Origin of the sequence: Aeromonas sp. 600276, assembly GCF_049175815.1 — a bacterium.
Taxonomy (GTDB): Bacteria; Pseudomonadota; Gammaproteobacteria; order Enterobacterales; family Aeromonadaceae; genus Aeromonas; species Aeromonas dhakensis.
This window is the reverse complement of record NZ_JAAKVU010000017.1, coordinates 37,496-56,182: the sequence shown is the minus strand read 5'-3', so window position 1 is coordinate 56,182 and position 18,687 is coordinate 37,496. Positions and strand designations below refer to the sequence as shown.

16 protein-coding genes are annotated in these 18,687 nt (G+C 61.7%); 14 read left to right on the top strand and 2 right to left on the bottom strand.

Annotated features, from left to right (window positions below; genetic code table 11):
• Nucleotides 1-62: 62 nt before the first annotated feature.
• On the bottom strand, nucleotides 63-2,774 hold the full coding sequence (barA, locus tag G5134_RS16530; protein WP_065017323.1) for a two-component sensor histidine kinase BarA: 2,712 nt from the start codon (nucleotides 2,772-2,774) through the stop codon (nucleotides 63-65).
• 153 nt (nucleotides 2,775-2,927) lie between these two features.
• Here barA and rlmD point away from each other — a divergent pair, with 153 nt between their 5' ends.
• From rlmD to rpoS, 14 genes are all read left to right on the top strand, one after another.
• Entirely contained in the window at nucleotides 2,928-4,250 is a 1,323-nt protein-coding gene (gene rlmD / locus G5134_RS16525; RefSeq protein WP_065017324.1) for a 23S rRNA (uracil(1939)-C(5))-methyltransferase RlmD, read from the top strand.
• Nucleotides 4,251-4,514: 264 nt separating this feature from the next.
• Nucleotides 4,515-6,728, top strand: coding sequence for a GTP diphosphokinase (relA, locus tag G5134_RS16520; RefSeq protein WP_005309420.1), 2,214 nt, complete (start codon nucleotides 4,515-4,517; stop codon nucleotides 6,726-6,728).
• Nucleotides 6,729-6,810: 82 nt separating this feature from the next.
• Nucleotides 6,811-7,608 (top strand): nucleoside triphosphate pyrophosphohydrolase, encoded by a 798-nt coding sequence (gene mazG / locus G5134_RS16515; RefSeq protein ID WP_017764744.1) that lies wholly within the window; start codon nucleotides 6,811-6,813, stop codon nucleotides 7,606-7,608.
• A gap of 141 nt (nucleotides 7,609-7,749) precedes the next feature.
• A complete protein-coding gene (pyrG, locus tag G5134_RS16510; RefSeq protein ID WP_005309423.1) occupies nucleotides 7,750-9,387 on the top strand; it encodes a glutamine hydrolyzing CTP synthase in 1,638 nt (545 codons plus the stop codon).
• A gap of 89 nt (nucleotides 9,388-9,476) precedes the next feature.
• Entirely contained in the window at nucleotides 9,477-10,778 is a 1,302-nt protein-coding gene (gene eno, locus G5134_RS16505) for a phosphopyruvate hydratase (RefSeq protein ID WP_065017325.1), read from the top strand.
• Between the two features lie 178 nt (nucleotides 10,779-10,956).
• Nucleotides 10,957-11,274 (top strand): cell division protein FtsB, encoded by a 318-nt coding sequence (ftsB, locus tag G5134_RS16500; protein ID WP_005309428.1) that lies wholly within the window; start codon nucleotides 10,957-10,959, stop codon nucleotides 11,272-11,274.
• Nucleotides 11,267-11,998: a 2-C-methyl-D-erythritol 4-phosphate cytidylyltransferase gene (gene ispD, locus G5134_RS16495; RefSeq protein ID WP_065017326.1), complete on the top strand. Its 732-nt coding sequence runs from the start codon at nucleotides 11,267-11,269 to the stop codon at nucleotides 11,996-11,998. Before ftsB ends, ispD begins: the two co-directional genes overlap by 8 nt.
• Nucleotides 11,995-12,471, top strand: coding sequence for a 2-C-methyl-D-erythritol 2,4-cyclodiphosphate synthase (gene ispF / locus G5134_RS16490; protein WP_065017327.1), 477 nt, complete (start codon nucleotides 11,995-11,997; stop codon nucleotides 12,469-12,471). The genes ispD and ispF overlap by 4 nt, the downstream gene beginning before the upstream one ends.
• The gene (gene truD / locus G5134_RS16485) at nucleotides 12,471-13,529 is read left to right on the top strand and encodes a tRNA pseudouridine(13) synthase TruD (protein ID WP_065017328.1); all 1,059 of its coding nucleotides are present in this window, start codon (nucleotides 12,471-12,473) and stop codon (nucleotides 13,527-13,529) included. Before ispF ends, truD begins: the two co-directional genes overlap by 1 nt.
• Nucleotides 13,510-14,256: a 5'/3'-nucleotidase SurE gene (gene surE / locus G5134_RS16480; protein WP_005309435.1), complete on the top strand. Its 747-nt coding sequence runs from the start codon at nucleotides 13,510-13,512 to the stop codon at nucleotides 14,254-14,256. The genes truD and surE overlap by 20 nt, the downstream gene beginning before the upstream one ends.
• Before the next feature lie 4 nt (nucleotides 14,257-14,260).
• Nucleotides 14,261-14,878 (top strand): protein-L-isoaspartate(D-aspartate) O-methyltransferase, encoded by a 618-nt coding sequence (locus G5134_RS16475; protein WP_005309437.1) that lies wholly within the window; start codon nucleotides 14,261-14,263, stop codon nucleotides 14,876-14,878.
• Nucleotides 14,875-15,456 (top strand): YqaA family protein, encoded by a 582-nt coding sequence (locus G5134_RS16470; RefSeq protein WP_010635013.1) that lies wholly within the window; start codon nucleotides 14,875-14,877, stop codon nucleotides 15,454-15,456. Before G5134_RS16475 ends, G5134_RS16470 begins: the two co-directional genes overlap by 4 nt.
• 9 nt (nucleotides 15,457-15,465) lie before the next feature.
• Nucleotides 15,466-16,521, top strand: a complete 1,056-nt coding sequence (locus tag G5134_RS16465) for a peptidoglycan DD-metalloendopeptidase family protein (protein WP_065017329.1) — start codon at nucleotides 15,466-15,468, stop codon at nucleotides 16,519-16,521.
• Nucleotides 16,522-16,568: 47 nt separating this feature from the next.
• Complete coding sequence (rpoS, locus tag G5134_RS16460; protein WP_065017330.1) at nucleotides 16,569-17,552, top strand: RNA polymerase sigma factor RpoS; 984 nt, start codon at nucleotides 16,569-16,571, stop codon at nucleotides 17,550-17,552.
• Nucleotides 17,553-17,636: 84 nt separating this feature from the next.
• Here rpoS and tsaD read toward each other — a convergent pair whose 3' ends face one another.
• Complete coding sequence (tsaD, locus tag G5134_RS16455) at nucleotides 17,637-18,650, bottom strand: tRNA (adenosine(37)-N6)-threonylcarbamoyltransferase complex transferase subunit TsaD (protein ID WP_065017331.1); 1,014 nt, start codon at nucleotides 18,648-18,650, stop codon at nucleotides 17,637-17,639.
• Nucleotides 18,651-18,687 lie beyond the last annotated feature (37 nt).

Genomic DNA, 18,687 nt, shown 5'->3' with positions numbered 1-18,687 from the left:
TGTGGAAACGGCGCAACTTTACCATCTGGCGGGGCCCGCGTCAGAAAAAGCGGGCCACCGGGTCAGGCGAGGTAGCGGGGGGCCTCCTGGCGCACCTGCTCCATCGCATCCTGCAGCTCCAGCAACTCGGGCTCGAGTTCGGCCACCGCCACCCCGTCCCGCAACTGCTGCTCCAGCTGGGAGAGCAGTCGCTGCAGGCGAGGCACCCCCGAGTAGGCGCAGCCGCCGTTGAGTCGATGGAGCTGGGCCAGCACCTCACTGTCCTCCACCTGGCCGGCGAGCGCCGCCTCCAGCACAGGATCCACCTCGTCGAAACTGGCCATCAGCATGGTCAGCATCTCCTTGGCGAGATCCCGCTTGCCCGCCGCCTGGCGCACCGCCAGCGACCAGTCGATCTGCTGGCTGGCGTGATTCTGGTGGCGACGATGGGCGAAGTCGGTGATGAGCTTGGCCAGCATGGCCTCGTCGATGGGCTTGGCCAGGTAGTCGTCCATGCCCTGGCGGATCAGCCGTTCCCGCTCGCCGGGAATGGCGTGGGCGGTGACCGCGACTATGGGGGTCTCGGTGTTGAGGGACTGGCTGCGAATCGCCTGGGTGGCGCTGATGCCGTCCATGATCGGCATCTGGATATCCATGAAGATGATGTCGAACGGCTGGCTCTGGGCCAGTCTGACCGCCTCCTTGCCGTTCTTGCACACAACTACCTGGCTCACCATCTCCTTGAGCATGGCGGCGATGAGCTTGAGGTTGGCGGCGTTGTCGTCCACCGCCAGCACCTTGATCTCCTGCACGCTGCGCGGGGAGGGCTCTGGCAGCGGGGCGCTGCGCACCGCCTCGGGGGAGAGCAGGGCGTGCAGCAGCTTGCGGTGGTTGATGGGCTTGGAGAGGCAGTGCTGGGCACCGTGGGCCAGCATGGCCTCGTAGAGCGAAGGCTCATGGCTGCTGAGCAGCACTATGGTGTTCTGCTGGCCATCCAGCCCGTCGAGACGCGCCACCACCTGCTGCGGGCTGTGCTGGGTACCGCTGCCGATGATCACCATGTCCTGGCTGCTCATCTCGGGCCAGGGGTCGTCGTCGGTCAGGGAGTGCACCTGCAACTGCCACTCCGCCAGCAGGGCGCAGATGGCGGAGTGGCTGAAGGGATCCGGTTCCAGCAGCCAGACCCGCTTGCCCTGGATGCGATCCAGCGGCAACCGGTCGGTCTGGGGCAGGGGTGAGACCTCCAGATCCAGGCTGAAGGAGAAGACAGATCCCTTGCCGAGTTCCGATTCGAAGCGGATCTGCCCTCCCATCTGCTGCACCAGCTTCTGGGTGATGACGAGGCCCAGGCCGGTGCCGCCATAGCGGCGGGAGATGGAGGAGTCGGCCTGGTTGAAGGCCTGGAACAGCTGGCGCTGCTGCTCTTCCGAGATGCCGATGCCGGTGTCGCGGATCAGCACGTTGAGCCGCACCTTGTTGCCGCTGAGGCTGCCGGTCTGCTCGATGCGCACGTCTACGTTGCCGCGCTCGGTAAACTTGATGGCGTTGCCGGTGAGGTTGGTCAGCACCTGCTGCAGGCGCATGGGGTCGCCGGTGAGGTAGTCCGGCACCTCGGCATCCACCTGCAGGGAGAGCTCCAGCTGCTTGTCGTGGGCGCTGGGGCCGAGCAGGTGCATGGTCTCGTTGAGGGTGTCGCGCAGGCTGAAGGGGATGTGCTCCAGCTGCAGCTTGCCCGCCTCCAGCTTGGAGAAGTCGAGGATGTCGTTGATGATGCCGAGCAGGTTGCGGGCCGACTTCTCGATGGTCTGCATGTAGTCGGTCTGGCTCGGAGTCAGGCTGGTCTTGAGCAGCTGGCGGGTAAAGCCGATGACCCCGTTGAGCGGGGTGCGCAGCTCGTGAGACATGTTGGCGAGGAACTCCGACTTGACCCGCGCCGCCTCCTGCGCCCGCTTCTTGGCCATGTCGAGCTCGACGTTCTGGATCTCGATCTGCTCCAGCGTCTCGCGCAAGTCTGAGGTGGCCTGATCGATGCTCTGCTGCATCTCCTCGTGGTATTCCGAGAGCGCCTTGGCCATGGCGTTGATGCCGTTTTTCAGCATGTCCAGCTCGCCGGTGAGCTGACCGCTGACCCGGGTATCGAGCCGCCCCTCCCTGATCTTGTGCACCGCCTGCACCATGTCGGTGATGGGCTGGGTCACGCTCTTGACCAGCCGAAAGCCGAACAGGGTGCTGAAGGCGATGCCAATGAGCACCATGATCACCGCGAAGAAGGTGTCGCGGTACTGCAGGATCATGGCCCGGTCTGTGGTCATCTGCATGGAGATGTAGCCGATCATCGGCGGCTCCACGTCGCTTGGCAGCGGGAAGCCGTCCATGCTGGTCTCGGCCTGGATCGGGGTGCGCAAGATGATGTCGTCGCCATAGAGGGTGACGCTGGTGAGCTCGGGGATCTGGCTGCCGTCCGGCAGCCGCAGCCGGGTGAAGTCCCTGTGGTAGTTGGACGTCACGAACAGCTGGTTGTCCTGGGTGAAGACGGCGATGGACTTGATGAGCGGCGAGTTCTTGCGGTGGGTGAGGCCGATCAGCCGCTTGAGTGATTCGCGGCTGTGCTGGGTCATGCCGTATTCGCTGGCGATGGCCAGCGGCTCTATGATGTTGATGCCCTGATCGATCAGGTTGTTTTCCAGCTGCTGATAGCGGTGGAAGGTGAAATAGCCGGCCATCAGGCCGCCGATGATCAGGGTCGGCAAGATGGTAAAGGCCAGCACACGCGCCCGAAGGCCGTATTTGGTCATGCGGATGATCCCCCGATGAGCAGGGTTGGCAATGGCGTAAACGAGCGGGTGCGGGCCCACAGGCCGTATTTGGTCATACTATTATTCTTGTGGGACAATAGCCTGCTGCAGATTCCACAATCATGACATAGCCACCTATAGGCACCAAGTTTTATGGCCCAGTTTTTCAAGCCCCAAAAGAAATCCACCCAGCCCCAACGTATTGAATTTACGGTAGACAGCCTGGATCACCACTGCGTCGGTATCGGCCGCCATCAGGGCAAGGCGATCTTCATCGAAGGGGCGCTGCCCGGTGAGCAGGTCAAGGCCCGCATCCTCGAAGACAAGAAGCAGTATGCCCACGCAGCCCTGCAACAGGTGGTGACCCCGGCGGCCAATCGCATCGCCCCCTTCTGCAGCCACTACCGCGAGTGTGGCGGCTGCAGCGCCCAGCACCTGGCTGAGGCGGATCAGCGCGCCACCAAGGAGGCCGGCCTGGTCAGCCTGTTCGAGCGGCTCGGCAACATCCAGCCCCCGGCGCTCGAGCCCGTGCTGGGCGGGGAGTCCCGCGCCTATCGCCGGGTCTGCAGGTTGGCCATCAAGTTCGACAAGAACGGCCGCTGCACCCGGGTGGGCTTTCGTCGTCGCCAGTCGAACGATCTGGTGGAGATCAGTGGCTGCCCCGTGCTGGCCGAACCGCTCTCCGCGCTGATCGCCCCGCTGCGCGAATGCCTCAACCGCCTCAAGAGCCAGCGTGAGCTGGGCCATGCGGAGCTGATCCAGGCCGAGCAGGGGATCCTGATGTTGCTGCGCCATACCGGCCGGCCGACCGAGGCGGATCGGGCGCAACTGATCGAGTTTGCCGAGGCGCAGGGGATCGACCTCTATCTGCAGGCGGCCGACGAGCAGATTGAGCCGCTGCACCGACAATTTGCACCCTCCTACTCGCTGGATGGCCTGTCTCTTGCATTCGCTCCCGGTGACTTCATCCAGGTCAACGGTCCGGTCAACCAGCGCATGGTGGAGCAGGCACTGAACTGGCTCGAGGCGGGCAAGGATGACAAGGTGCTCGATCTCTTCTGCGGCATCGGCAACTTCACCCTGCCGCTGGCCTGTCAGGCCCGCGAAGTGGTGGGGGTGGAAGGGGAGCTGGCCATGGTGGCCCGTGCCGAAGAGAACGCCCGTCGCAACGGCATCGAGAACGCCCGTTTCTACAAGGCGGACCTGAGCGGTGACATCGCCGGCATGTCCTGGGCGCGGGAAGGGTTTGATCTGGTGCTGCTGGATCCGGCCCGTCCCGGTGCGTTCGAGGTGATGGAGCACGTCGTGAAACTTTCACCCAGACGGGTGGTCTACGTTTCCTGTAATCCGGTCACCCTGGCGCGCGACAGCCAGGTGCTGGTGAAAGGGGGCTATCGGCTGGTGCGCCTCGGCATGCTCGACATGTTCCCGCACACCGGCCACCTGGAGTCCATGGCGCTGTTCGAGCGCAAATAGACGGGCGGTAATGGGCAAAACGGGCGTGGTGGCGGTGCCATGAAAGGGCCGCCGTCAGCTGACAATGGTGGCGTCCATAACGCTGTCTGGGCAGGCATGATTGGGGTAATCTAGACCCTTGTAAATCGGCAGGGCCTGGCGGAGAACTCTATTGTTTTTCTTGACAATATGCCTTGAAAAATTCTCCGCAGATCCCCATTTGAGGCAATCTCATGAGGGGAGGGGGCGACAGCCTTCGGCCCAATAATTTAAAGGATTGATACCATGGTTGCGGTTCGCGATATTCATTTGAAAGACAACTTCACCCTGGAGGAGTGGGTCAGCTCGCTCACCCTGAGTGACAGTGACAAGGATCAACTGCGAACCGTCTACCAGTACTGTCTGACGCTCGGTGACGAAGCGCTCACCAACCGGCTGCTGGTGCGCGGGGTCGAGATGGTAGGCATCCTGCTGATGCTCAGCATGGATCTCGGCACCCTCAAGGCCGCCATCATCTACCCCTTCGTCGAAGCCGGTCTCATCAGCCAGGAGCGGATGGACGAGGACTTCGGTCCCAAGATCGCCAAGCTGGTGGAAGGGGTGCTGGAGATGGAGGCTATCCGCTCCCTGCAGACCCTGCACCGCAGCGAAACCTCGCCGGAGCAGGTCGACAACGTGCGGCGCATGCTGCTCGCCATGGTCGAGGATGTGCGCGCCGTGGTGATCAAGCTGGCGGAGCGGATCGCCTGCCTGCGGGAGGCGAAGAAGGCCGATGAAGAGACCCGGGTGCTGATGGCCCAGGAGATCACCAACATCTACGCCCCGCTGGCCAACCGGCTCGGCATCGGTCAGCTCAAGTGGGAACTTGAAGATCTCGCCTTCCGCTACCTGCACCCGGATACCTACAAGCAGATCGCCAAACAGCTCGACGAGAAACGGCTCGATCGGGAGCGCTACATTCGCGAGTTCGTGCAGTCACTGCGCGATGCCCTGAAAGAGGCGGGAGTCGAGGCCGAGGTCTACGGCCGGCCGAAACACATCTACAGCATCTGGCGCAAGATGCAGAAGAAGCACCTCGAGTTCAACGAGCTGTTCGACGTGCGTGCGGTGCGGGTGGTGACCAAGCGGCTACAGGATTGCTATGCGGCACTTGGCATCGTTCACACCCACTTCCACCACATTCCCCGCGAGTTTGACGATTATGTCGCCAACCCCAAACCCAACGGCTACCAGTCCATCCATACCGTGGTGGTGGGGCCCGAGGGCAAGACGGTGGAGATCCAGATCCGTACCGACCAGATGCACCAGGATGCCGAACTCGGTGTGGCTGCCCACTGGCGCTACAAGGAAGGGGCTCAGGCCGGTGGCAAGGCCAACAATTTCGAAGACAAGATCGAGTGGCTGCGCAAGCTGCTCGCCTGGCAGGAGGATCTCTCCGAGAGCGGTTCCCTGCTCGAGGATCTGCGCAGTCAGGTGTTCGAGGACAGGGTCTACGTCTTCACTCCGAAAGGGGATGTCATCGACCTGCCAGCGGGGGCCACGCCCCTCGACTTTGCCTATCACGTCCACAGCATGATCGGCCACCGCTGCATCGGCGCCAAGATCGACGGCCGCATCGTGCCATTCACCTATGCGCTGCAGACCGGCGATCAGGTGGAGGTGATCACCCAGAAAGAGCCGAACCCGAGTCGCGACTGGATGAACCCCAACTCAGGCTTCCTGCGCTCCAGCCGGGCGCGGGCCAAGGTGGCCACCTGGTTCAGAAAGCTGGATCGGGACAAGAACATCGTTGCCGGGCGCGAGTTGTTCGACAAGGAGCTGGATCGCCACAACCTCAGCATGGCCAAGATCGACAAGGGCAACATGCTGCGCCGCTTCAATCTGGAGAGCACCGACGATCTGCTGGCCGGCATCGGCAGCGGCGACATCCGCATCAACCAGGTGATCAACTACCTGGACACCTGCTACAACAAGCCGACGGCGGAGGAGGAAGATCGCCGCCTGCTGGAGAAGCTGGAGCAGAAGGCCAATGCGCCGTTCCGCCACAAGCCCAAGGATCACATCGTAGTGGAAGGGGTCGGCAACCTGATGACCCACATCGCCCGCTGTTGCCAGCCGATCCCCGGGGATGCCATCCAGGGCTTCATCACCATGGGGCGCGGCGTCTCCATCCACCGGGAGGATTGCGAGCAACTCAAAGAGCTGTCGCGCCGCAACCCGGAGCGGTTGATCGACGCGGTATGGGGGGAGAACTACTCCGGCGGTTACGGTCTCACCATCCGCATCCTCTCCAACGACAGATCCGGCCTGCTGCGCGACATCACCACCGTGCTCGCCAACGAGAAGATCAACGTGATGGGGGTGCGCTCGCGCTCCAACGTGCGCGAGCAGACCGCCGAGATCGACATGGAGCTGGAAATTTACAACATCAACGCCTTCAACCGGGCGTTGGCCAAGCTCAGCCAGCTCAACGACGTGATCAGCGCCAAGCGCCTCTGATCGTACGCAACACTGCACTCGTGACCGACCGCCAGGTCGGTCACTGTTTTCTCCCGGTAGCATCAAGAAAAGCGAACATCCCATGTCCCAACGTTACGACCTGCCCCAACTGCTCGCCATCATGGCCAAATTGCGCGACCCGAACGGGGGCTGCCCCTGGGATCTCAAGCAGAGCTTCCAGACCATAGTGCCGCACACCCTGGAGGAGGCCTATGAGGTAGCCGACGCCATCGAGACCGAAGATTGGCAGGGGCTGAAAGGGGAGCTGGGGGATCTGCTGTTCCAGGTGGTGTTCTATGCCCAGCTTGGCAAGGAGCAGGGGCTGTTCGACTTTGCCGACATCGTCGACACGGTGAGCGAGAAGCTCATTCGTCGCCACCCCCATGTCTTCTCCGATGCCGACCTCGGCGACGAGCAGGCGGTGAAGGTGAACTGGGAGGCGGAAAAGGCCAGGGAGCGGGCGGCGCTCGACAAAGAGAGCGTGCTTGACGACATCCCCCTCTCGCTGCCGGCCCTGACCCGCGCCGCCAAGATCCAGAAGCGCTGCGCCACCGTCGGTTTTGACTGGAAGACCCTGGGCCCGGTAGTGGACAAGATCCACGAGGAGATCGACGAGGTGATGGAAGAGGCGCTGATGGCCGACGTGGATGAAGCGCGGGTGAGTGACGAACTCGGCGATCTGCTGTTTGCCACCGTCAATCTGGTGCGTCATCTGGGCAAGGATCCGGAGCAGGTGCTGCGGGGCGCCAACGCCAAGTTCGAACGCCGCTTTCGTCAGGTTGAACAGTTTATCGCCGCGGAAGGGCTGAAAATGACCGACTGCAGCCTCGAGAAGCTGGATGCCGCCTGGGTCAAGGCCAAGGAAACCGAACAAAGTTGATTTGGCGCAAGATGGGGGCGCCGGGAGCCTGATAGATTTTTGTTCATTGTTTGGGAGAGGGGGTTTTGGTATACTGTTTCCCCGTCCTGCTTCATCCCCGAAGCACCCCTTAAAATTCCCTAAACTTCTTTCAGGTTCAGCATGACGACAAAATATATTTTTGTAACTGGTGGCGTTGTTTCATCCCTCGGCAAAGGCATTGCCGCAGCTTCTCTGGCAGCCATTCTGGAAGCCCGTGGTCTGGATGTGACCATCATGAAACTGGACCCCTATATCAACGTGGATCCGGGCACCATGAGCCCGACCCAGCACGGTGAAGTGTTCGTAACCGAGGACGGGGCCGAGACCGATCTGGACTTGGGCCACTACGAGCGTTTCATCCGCACCAAGATGACCCGCCGCAACAACTTCACCACCGGTCGCATCTACGCCGACGTGCTGCGCAAAGAGCGCCGCGGCGACTATCTGGGCGCCACCATTCAGGTGATCCCGCACATCACCAACGCCATTAAAGAACGGGTGATTGCCGGTGCCGAAGGCCATCAGGTTGCCATCGTCGAAGTGGGCGGTACCGTGGGCGACATCGAGTCCCTGCCGTTCCTCGAAGCCATTCGTCAGCTGGCTGCCGAAGTGGGTCGCAACAACGCCATGTTCATGCACCTGACCCTGGTGCCTTATCTGGCCGCCGCCGGCGAAGTGAAGACCAAGCCGACCCAGCACTCCGTGAAGGAGCTGCTCTCCATCGGTATCCAGCCGGATGTGCTGATCTGCCGTTCCGACCGCGCCATTCCGGCCAACGAACGTGCCAAGATCGCCCTGTTCTGCAACGTGCCGGAGCGTGCCGTCATCTCCATGAAGGACGTCGACTCCATCTACAAGATCCCGGCGCTGCTGAAATCCCAGAACCTGGACTCCTACATCACCGAGCGCTTCGGCATCGAGTGCAAGGAGGCCGATCTGGCCGAGTGGGAACAGGTCATCTATGAAGAGGCCAACCCGACTGCAGAAGTGACCATCGGCATGGTAGGCAAGTACGTCTCCCTGCCGGATGCCTACAAGTCCGTCAACGAGGCGCTCAAGCACGGCGGTCTGAAGACCCGTCTCTCCGTCAACATCAAGTACATCGATTCCCAGGACATCGAGACCCGTGGCGCCGAGCTGCTGGAAGGTCTGGACGCAATCCTGGTGCCGGGTGGCTTCGGTGAGCGCGGCGTGGAAGGCAAGATCCTGGCGGCCCAGTATGCCCGCGAGAACAAGATCCCGTATCTCGGCATCTGCCTCGGTATGCAGGTTGCGATGATCGAATTCGCCCGCAACGTGGCCGGCATGGCCGGGGCTCACTCCTCCGAATTCAAGAAAGATTGCGCCTACCCGGTAGTGGGTCTCATCACCGAGTGGGTGGATGACGAAGGCAACGTCGAGACCCGGACCGAGAAGTCCGATCTGGGCGGCACCATGCGTCTGGGTTCCCAGCTCTGCCACCTGGTGGAAGATTCCAAGGTGCGTCAGATGTACGGCAGCCCGACCATTTACGAGCGCCACCGTCACCGTTATGAAGTGAACAACAAGCTGCTGCCGCAGATCGAAGCCGCGGGCCTGAAAGTGACCGGTCTCTCCGCCGACAAGAAGTTGGTGGAAATCATCGAGATCCCGGATCACCCCTGGTTCGTGGCCGCGCAGTTCCACCCGGAGTTCACCTCGACTCCTCGTGATGGCCACGCCCTGTTCGCCGGTTTTGTGAAGGCGGCGGGCGAGTATCAGAAGCGTAATCTGAAGTAATTGAAAATAAATGCGGTTGGGGCCCTGTGCCACAGCCGCTTTTTTTGGCATATTTTTGTTGTTTTTTTACGAAACCTGAGGAAATACACATGTCCAAGATCGTTAAAGTGATCGGTCGTGAAATCATCGACTCCCGTGGTAACCCGACCGTTGAGGCCGAAGTTCACCTGGAAGGTGGTTTTGTTGGTATGGCAGCCGCTCCGTCTGGCGCGTCCACCGGTTCCCGCGAAGCGCTGGAACTGCGTGACGGCGACAAGAGCCGTTTCCTGGGTAAAGGCGTGCTGAAAGCCCTCGAAGCCGTCAACGGCCCGATCGCTCAAGCGCTGCTGGGTAAAGATGCCAAGGACCAGGCCACTGTCGACCAGATCATGATCGACCTCGACGGTACCGAGAACAAATCCAAGTTCGGCGCCAACGCCATCCTGGCTGTTTCCCTGGCCAACGCCAAAGCTGCCGCTGCTGCCAAAGGCATGCCGCTGTACGCCCACATCGCCGAGCTGAACGGCACCCCGGGTGTCTACTCCATGCCGCTGCCCATGATGAACATCATCAACGGTGGTGAGCACGCCGACAACAACGTCGACATCCAGGAGTTCATGATTCAGCCGGTTGGCGCCAAGACCCTGAAAGAAGCCGTTCGCATGGGCGCCGAAGTGTTCCACAACCTGGCCAAAGTGCTGAAGTCCAAGGGCTACAACACTGCAGTTGGTGACGAAGGTGGTTTCGCTCCGAACCTGAAATCCAACGCCGAAGCGCTGGAAGTGATCGCCGAAGCCGTTGCTGCTGCCGGTTACAAGCTGGGCACCGACGTGACCCTGGCCATGGACTGCGCTGCTTCCGAGTTCTACGACGCAGACAAGAAAGAGTACAACCTGAAAGGCGAAGGTCGTGTCTTCACCTCCAACGGTTTCTCCGACTTCCTGGAAGAGCTGACTGCCAAGTTCCCGATCGTCTCCATCGAAGACGGCCTGGACGAATCTGACTGGGAAGGCTTCGCCTACCAGACCCAGAAACTGGGCAAGAAAATCCAGATCGTGGGTGACGACCTGTTCGTAACCAACACCAAGATCCTGAAGCGCGGTATTGACAACGGCATCGCCAACTCCATCCTGATCAAGTTCAACCAGATCGGTTCCCTGACTGAAACTCTGGCTGCCATCAAGATGGCCAAAGACGCTGGCTACACTGCCGTCATCTCCCACCGCTCCGGTGAGACCGAAGACGCGACCATCGCCGACCTGGCTGTGGGTACCGCTGCTGGCCAGATCAAGACCGGTTCCATGAGCCGTTCTGACCGTGTTGCCAAGTACAACCAGCTGATCCGTATCGAAGAAGCCCTGGGTGCCAAGGCTCCGTTCCGCGGTCTGAAAGAAGTGAAGAACCAGGCTTAATCGTCGCCTGTTCTCTTGCTTCACAAAGCCCCGCCATCCGGCGGGGCTTTTTCGTCTGTGTCACCCCCATCCCCGGATTCTGCATTTTTTGTTCCGACCGAACCCATCCGGGACACAGGCTTTCTTTTGTCTTGCCTGCGAATATGGGAAACTAGGCCGCTTGAAGGAGACTCAGTGCATGCGGCTACTCACTCTTATCCTGCTCTTCCTGTTGGGAGGGCTTCAATACGACCTCTGGCTGGGGAAGAATGGCCTGTCTGACTATCGCGAGCTGTCCGATGCCATCACCCGGCAGCAGCAGGACAATCTGGTACTCAAGGATCGCAACAACCTGATTTATCGCGAGATTGATGACCTGACCTCGGGTCTGGAAGCCATCGAGGAGCTGTCGCGCAACGATCTTGGCTACATCAAGCAGGGCGAGACCTTCTACCGCATCATTCCCAAGGACAAAGACAAGGGCTCCAGTTCCGGAGACGCAGCCTACGATGACTGATCATCACAGCGGACTGACCGCCATCGTGCCGGCCGCCGGCATCGGCAGCCGGATGGGGGCCGAGTGCCCGAAACAGTATCTGCAGCTGGCGGGCATGACCATTCTGGAGCACACCCTGACCCGGCTGCTCTCCCACCCGGCTATCGGTCAGGTCATAGTGGCGCTGGCTCCCCATGACCGCTGGTTCGATACACTGGCCGTGGCCGCCGATCCGAGGATCCTGCGAGTGGAAGGGGGCGCCGAGCGCGCCTTCTCCGTGCTCAATGCGCTGCACGTGGCGCAAGGGGAGTGGGTGCTGGTGCATGACGCCGCCCGCCCCTGCCTGACCCACGGCGATCTCGATCGCCTCATCGCCACCGCCATGGCCTGTGGCGGAGCCATCCTCGGCAGCCGGGTGCGCGACACCATGAAGCGCTCCGACGCCGCCGGCAACATCCTCGCCACCGTCGAGCGCGAGGAGCTCTGGCACGCCCTGACCCCGCAGATGTTTCCCACCGGCCCCCTCAGGCGGGCGCTGGAGGAGGGGCTGGCACTGGGTGCCACCATCACGGATGAGGCCTCCGCCATGGAGCGGGCCGGCTTCTCGGTGCGAATGGTGGAAGGGCGAGCCGACAACATCAAGGTGACCCGGCCGGAGGATCTCTCCCTGGCGGGGCTCTATTTGCAGCAACAGGACGCGCGCCGGCCGGCGCGACCCGATTCACCCACAGAGGAGCTGGCATGATCCGGATTGGACATGGTTTTGATGTACACAAGTTTGGCGGGGTTGGCCCCTGCATGCTGGGCGGGGTGGCGGTGCCGTATGAACAGGGCCTGCTGGCTCACTCCGATGGTGACGTGGTGCTGCATGCGGTGAGCGATGCCCTGCTGGGGGCCATCGGCGCCGGCGACATCGGCCGCCATTTCCCCGATACTGCGGCCGAATTCAAGGGCATCGACAGCCGCATCCTGCTGCGGGACGTGTTTGCCCGGGTGCAGAAGGCGGGTTATGCCATCGGCAATCTGGATGTGACCATCATCGCCCAGGCGCCCAAGATGGCGCCCCACATCGATGCCATGTGCGGCGTGCTGGCCGCCGATCTGCAATGTGATTTGAACCGGGTGAACGTCAAGGCGACGACCACCGAACAGCTTGGATTCACGGGGCGCAAGGAAGGGATCGCCACCGAAGCCGTCGTCTTACTGGTGAAACAATAATGCTCGAACAACTGGCCTACCTGCACGGGGCGCCCACTGCCCGTGGCATCCTCAAGGCGCAAGCCGCCGACTTCGTGGTCAATGAAGATCTCGGGTTTGACCCCTGCGGCGAGGGTGAGCACATCTTCGTCCAGGTGCGCAAAACCGGCGAGAACACCGCCTGGGTGGCGGGCCTGCTGGCCGATGCGGCCGGGGTTGCCCGCAATGCGGTGACCTGGGCCGGGCTGAAAGATCGCCACGCGGTGACCGAACAGTGGTTCGGTATCCACCTGCCGGGCAAGGCAGAACCGGACCTCTCGGTCATCGAGAGCGACAGCATCCGGATCCTACAGGTGAAACGCCACAACAAGAAGCTGCGAGTCGGCTATCTCAAGGGCAACCACTTCACCCTGCGCCTCACCGCGCTGGAGCAGGCCGACGGGCTGGAGTCCCGCCTGCAGGCCATCGCCGATCAGGGCGTGCCCAACTACTACGGCGAGCAGCGTTTCGGCCGCGGTGGCAACAATCTGGAGGCCGCCAAGGCGATGTTCGCCGGCAAGCGGATCAAGGATCGCAACAAGCGCTCCCTCTACCTTTCCGCCGCCCGCAGTATGCTGTTCAACGCCATCGTCAGCGCCCGCATCGAGCAGGGGCTGGCCCATCAGCTGCTGGCTGGCGACTGCGTGATGCTCAAAGGCAGCCACTCCATCTTCAGCGAAGAGAGCGTGACGCCCGAGCTGGAGGCGCGTCTCGCCTCCGGCGACGTGCAGCTCACCGCGCCTCAGTGGGGGCGTGGTCGCTCTGCCAGCCAGGGCGCCGCCGCCGAGTTCGAGCAGGCGGTGCTGGCACCCTATAGCGATTGGTGCGAGGGGCTGGAGAAGGCGGGGCTGGATCAGGATCGCCGTCCCTTGCTGCTCAAGCCGCAGGCCATGAGCTGGCAGCTGGAAGGGGCCGTGCTGACCCTGTCGTTCTTCCTGCCGGCCGGGGCGTTTGCCACCAGCGTGGTGCGCGAGTTAATGCAGGCCGAAGAGGCCGATCATGGTTTCAGGAATCAATCCGATGAGAATTCTGGTCAGTAATGACGACGGTGTGCATGCCGAGGGGATCCGTGCCCTCAGCGAGGCGCTGGCCGCCTGCGGCGAGGTCATCGTGGTGGCGCCGGATCGCAATCGCAGCGGGGCGAGTCACTCCCTGACGCTGGAAGTGCCGCTGCGGGTCACCCGCATCGCCGAAACCGGATATCATGCGGTGAAGGGAACGCCGACCGATTGCGTGCACCTGGCCGTCAACGAGCTGGTGCGCCCGGAACCCGACATGGTGGTGGCCGGTATCAACCACGGTGCCAACCTGGGGGATGACGTCATCTACTCGGGCACGGTGGCGGCTGCGACCGAGGGGCGCCACCTCGGCTTCCCCTCGCTGGCCATCTCGCTGGTAGGCAAAACCCATTTCGCCACGGCGGCCCACTACGCGGCCTTGCTGGTGAAAGGCATGATGGTGCACCCGCTGCCTGCCGATCAGATCCTCAACGTCAATGTGCCTGACCTGCCCCTCGATCAGATCAAGGGGATTCGGGTGACGCGCCTTGGCAACCGCCACCGGGCGGAGTCGGTGATCTGCACCGAGGATCCCCGCGGTCAGCCCATCTACTGGATCGGCCCCCCCGGCAGCCAGCAAGATGCGGGAGAAGGCACGGATTTCGCCGCCATCGAGCAGGGCTACGTCTCGATCACCCCCCTGACCATCGATATGACTGCCTACAGCAGTCTGGCGGGGCTGGGGGCTTGGTTGGACCTGCAGGGATGAAGGTGTGATAGTACAGCGCCTGTTAAACCAGCTGATCGCGCAGGACATTCGCGATTTCCGCGTACTCGCGGCGATTGCCAAGGTGCCGCGCCAGCTGTTCGTGGATGAAGCCATGGCCCACAAGGCCTGGGACAATACGGCCCTGCCCATCGGTCACGGCCAGACCATCTCGCAGCCCTACATGGTGGCGCGCATGACCGAACTGCTGATCCAGAACAATCCGGCCCACGTGCTGGAGATTGGCACAGGATCGGGTTATCAGACGGCGGTGCTGGCTCATCTGGTGGAGCACGTCTACACGGTGGAGCGGATCAAGTCGCTGCAGTTTCAGGCCCGGCGCCGGCTGCGCCAGCTCGACCTGCACAATGTCTCCGCCAAGCACGGCAATGGCTGGCTGGGTTGGCCCAATAAAGGACCGTTTGACGCCATTTTGGTCACGGCGGCCGCCAGCGAGGTGCCGACGGCCCTCACCGATCAGCTGGCCGACGGTGGTCGGCTGGTGTTGCCGGTGGGGGATAGCCAGCAGACCCTGCAGCTGATCGAGCGGTCGGGCTCCCAGCTCACCAGCCGGATCCTGGAGCCGGTCCGTTTTGTTCCCCTGATTGACGGAGATGTCGAGTGAAGTTGTTTTCCCGCCTCTATGTGCTGGTGATGCAGTGGGCGCGCCACAAGTATGCCCCCTGGTATCTGGCGATCACCGCCTTCATCGAGTCGGTGTTTTGGCCCATCCCGGTGGATGTGATGTTGGCCCCTATGGCGCTCGGCAAACCCCGGCGGGCCTGGCACTATGCCGCGCTGGCCACCCTGTTTTCGGTACTGGGCGCCCTGGTGGGTTACCTGCTCGGTTATGCCCTGTGGGAGCCTGTCGTCCAGCCGCTGGTTGCGTCGGTCGGCTATGAGGACAAGATTGCCGTGGCCGAACAGTGGTTCCAGCAGTGGGGCATCTGGGTGATTTTTATTGCCAGCTTCACGCCGATCCCCTACAAGGTGTTTACCGTGACGGCCGGTCTGCTGCAAATGGCACTGCTGCCTTTCATCGTGACCTCGCTGATCGGGCGTGGCATGCGCTTTTTCCTGGTGGCGGGTCTGATGCGCTGGGGTGGCGAAAAGATGGAGCGCAAGCTGATGCACTATGTGGATGTGCTGGGTTGGCTCTGTATTGGTTTGGCCGTCGTGGCCTATTTCTGGTTTAGTCGTTGAGGATCCACTATGCGTTCGCGTATTTGGCAAGGAAGCAGTGTCGTCGTGTTGTCATGGCTGTTGCTTGCTTGCGCTTCCAGCAAGACCGCCGCCCCCGTCCAGGGACTGGGCAATGACGGTCTTGTTTCCACCATTCCGGCGCGCCAGATGGCGGCCCAGCCCACCATTCAGGGCAACAGCTACACGGTGAAGAAAGGGGATACGCTCTACTCCATCGCCTTCAACTCGGGCAATGACGTGCCCTCGCTGGCCAGCCTCAATGGCATCAGTCCCCCCTACAACATCTATCCGGGTCAGCAGATCCGGCTCGACGCCTCCGGCAGCACCATGGCGGTGGCACGCAGCGCGGGCACCTATCAGGTTCGACCCGGTGATACCCTGAGCAGCATTGGTCGCCAGTTCGGCATGTCGAATCAGACCCTGGCCCAGAACAACAATCTGAGAGCCCCCTTTGCCCTTCAGGTGGGGCAGGTGCTGAACGTGCAGTCCTCCGGGGCGAGCAGTGGCCAGATGGTGGCGGCGACTTCGCCGGTGACCGCTCCTGTGGTCAGCCAGAACAGTGGCCCCAAACCCCTGGCGCCGGCGACGTCAGGTACGACCACTCCATTCATCAAACAAAAAACCGTTGCTCAGCCATCTTCAAAAGAATACGCTCAGGCAAAAGAACAAAAAAACGACAATAAGCCTCAGTCGAGACTTTCTTGGCACTGGCCGACCAAAGGCCGGATCGTCGAGGGTTTCTCTGTTGCAGAACAGGGGAACAAGGGCATAGATATCGCTGGCCAGAAGGGGCAACCCATCTACGCGGCGAGCGGCGGTAAGGTCGTCTATGCGGGTAGCGCACTAAGGGGTTATGGCAAGCTGATCATCCTCAAGCACGATGATGACTACCTTTCAGCCTACGCTCACAACGATGAGCTGCGGGTCAAGGAAGGGGATTCGGTGCAGGGCGGATCTGTCATTGCCAACATGGGTAGCACGGACGCGCCGGATGTGCGATTGCACTTTGAAATCCGGTACAGAGGCAAGTCGATCAACCCGATGAGCCATTTGCCAAAGCGTTAGACCCAGAGAGTTAAGTCTTACTCTGGTGCAGGTCAGGGAGACACGCCATGAGCCAAGAACAACTGGTAATGCAGGATGCAGAGTTAGAGTTCGACGAAGAGCTGGAGAATCAGGAAGAAGAAGAGATACAGGAAGTTGCGGCCGAGGCCGAAGAGACGATTTCCGATGAGCTGATGGCACCTGAACTGAACAAGGTGATGGATGCCACCCAGCTCTATCTCGGGGAGATTGGTTTCTCCCCCCTGCTCACGGCTGAAGAGGAAGTCTATTATGCTCGCCGTGCCTTGCGGGGTGACAAAGCCGCCCGCAAGCGCATGATCGAGTCCAACCTGCGACTGGTGGTCAAGATCGCCCGTCGTTACAACAACCGCGGCCTGGTGCTGCTGGATCTCATCGAAGAGGGCAACCTCGGTCTCATCCGCGCGGTCGAAAAATTCGATCCGGAGCGCGGCTTTCGCTTCTCCACCTATGCCACCTGGTGGATCCGCCAGACCATAGAGCGGGCCATCATGAACCAGACCCGTACTATTCGTCTGCCCATTCATGTGGTCAAGGAATTAAACGTTTACCTGCGCACCGCGCGCGAACTCTCTCATCGCCTCGATCATGAACCGACTGCCGAGGACATTGCCCAGGCGCTCGATCGCTCGGTGGATGATGTGAACCGCATGCTCAAGCTCAACGAGAAGATCACCTCGGTCGATACCCCGATTGGTGGCGATCGCGACAAGGCGCTGCTGGATGTGCTCTCTGATGAGCGTGGCATGGGCCCTGAGCTGGAGTCGCAGGATGATGACATGCGCGCCAGCATAGTGCACTGGCTGGAAGAGCTGAATCCCAAGCAGCGTGAGGTGCTGGCCCGTCGCTTCGGTCTGCTCGGTTATGAGCCGGCGACCCTGGAAGATGTGGGGGCCGAGATTGGCCTGACCCGGGAGCGGGTGCGCCAGATCCAGGTGGAGGGGCTGCGCCGTCTACGGGAGATCCTGCTGGGGCAAGGGCTCTCCATCGAGGCGCTGTTCCGCACCAACTAATGGCTGCGAGTGAACGAAGATGCTTACCAAACAAAACAAAAAGGGGCCTAAGGCCCCTTTTTCAGGTCGGCAGGATCCTCAGGATCAAACCGGATCCAGCGTATCCAGCGGCCAGCGCGGCACGGCCTTCACGGCCAGCGGCTCGAACACGCCCGCTTTCAGGCGTTGCATGCCGGCATAGGCGATCATGGCGCCGTTGTCGGTGCAATATTCGGTGCGCGGATAGAAGACTTCCCCCTTGAGGTTCTCCATCAGCTCGGCCAGCTGGGCGCGCAGGTGACGGTTGGCGCTGACGCCGCCGGCGACTACCAGGCGATTGAGATCGGTCTCCTTCAGGGCGCGGCGACACTTGATGGCCAGTGTATCGACCACCGCATCTTCAAACGCTCTGGCGATATCGGCACGGGTCTGTTCATCATCACCGTTGGCGGCGATGGTGTTGGCGGCAAAGGTCTTGAGGCCGGAGAAGCTCATGTCGAGCCCAGGACGGTCGGTCATGGGACGCGGGAAGGTGAAGCGGCCCTTGAGGCCTTTCTCCGCCAAGCGGGAGAGCAGTGGGCCACCGGGATAGTCCAGACCCATCAGCTTGGCGGTCTTGTCGAACGCCTCGCCGGCGGCATCGTCGATAGACTCGCCCAGCAGCTGATAGCTGCCGATACCGCCGACCCGCACCAGCATGGAGTGGCCGCCGGAGACCAAGAGCGCCACAAAGGGGAACTCGGGGGCCTTCTCTTCCAGCATGGGCGCCAGCAGGTGGCCTTCCATGTGGTGCACGGCGATTGCCGGCTTGTTCCATGCCATCGCCAGCGAGCGGCCTATGGTGGCCCCCACCAGGATGGCGCCAACCAGACCCGGGCCCGCGGTATAGGCGATGCCGTCGATGTCATCCTTGCCCAGTCCGGCCTCTTGCAATGCCGCCTGGATCAAGGGGATCGTCTTGCGCACATGGTCCCGGCTGGCCAGCTCGGGAACGACGCCGCCGTAGTCCGCATGCAGCTTGACCTGGCTGTATAACTGGTGGGAAAGGATCCCTTTTTGATCGTCGAAGATCGCGATCCCGGTTTCGTCACAGGATGTCTCTATGCCCAATACACGCATTGCTAAAAAATTTCACTGCTAAAATGAGACGGCTATG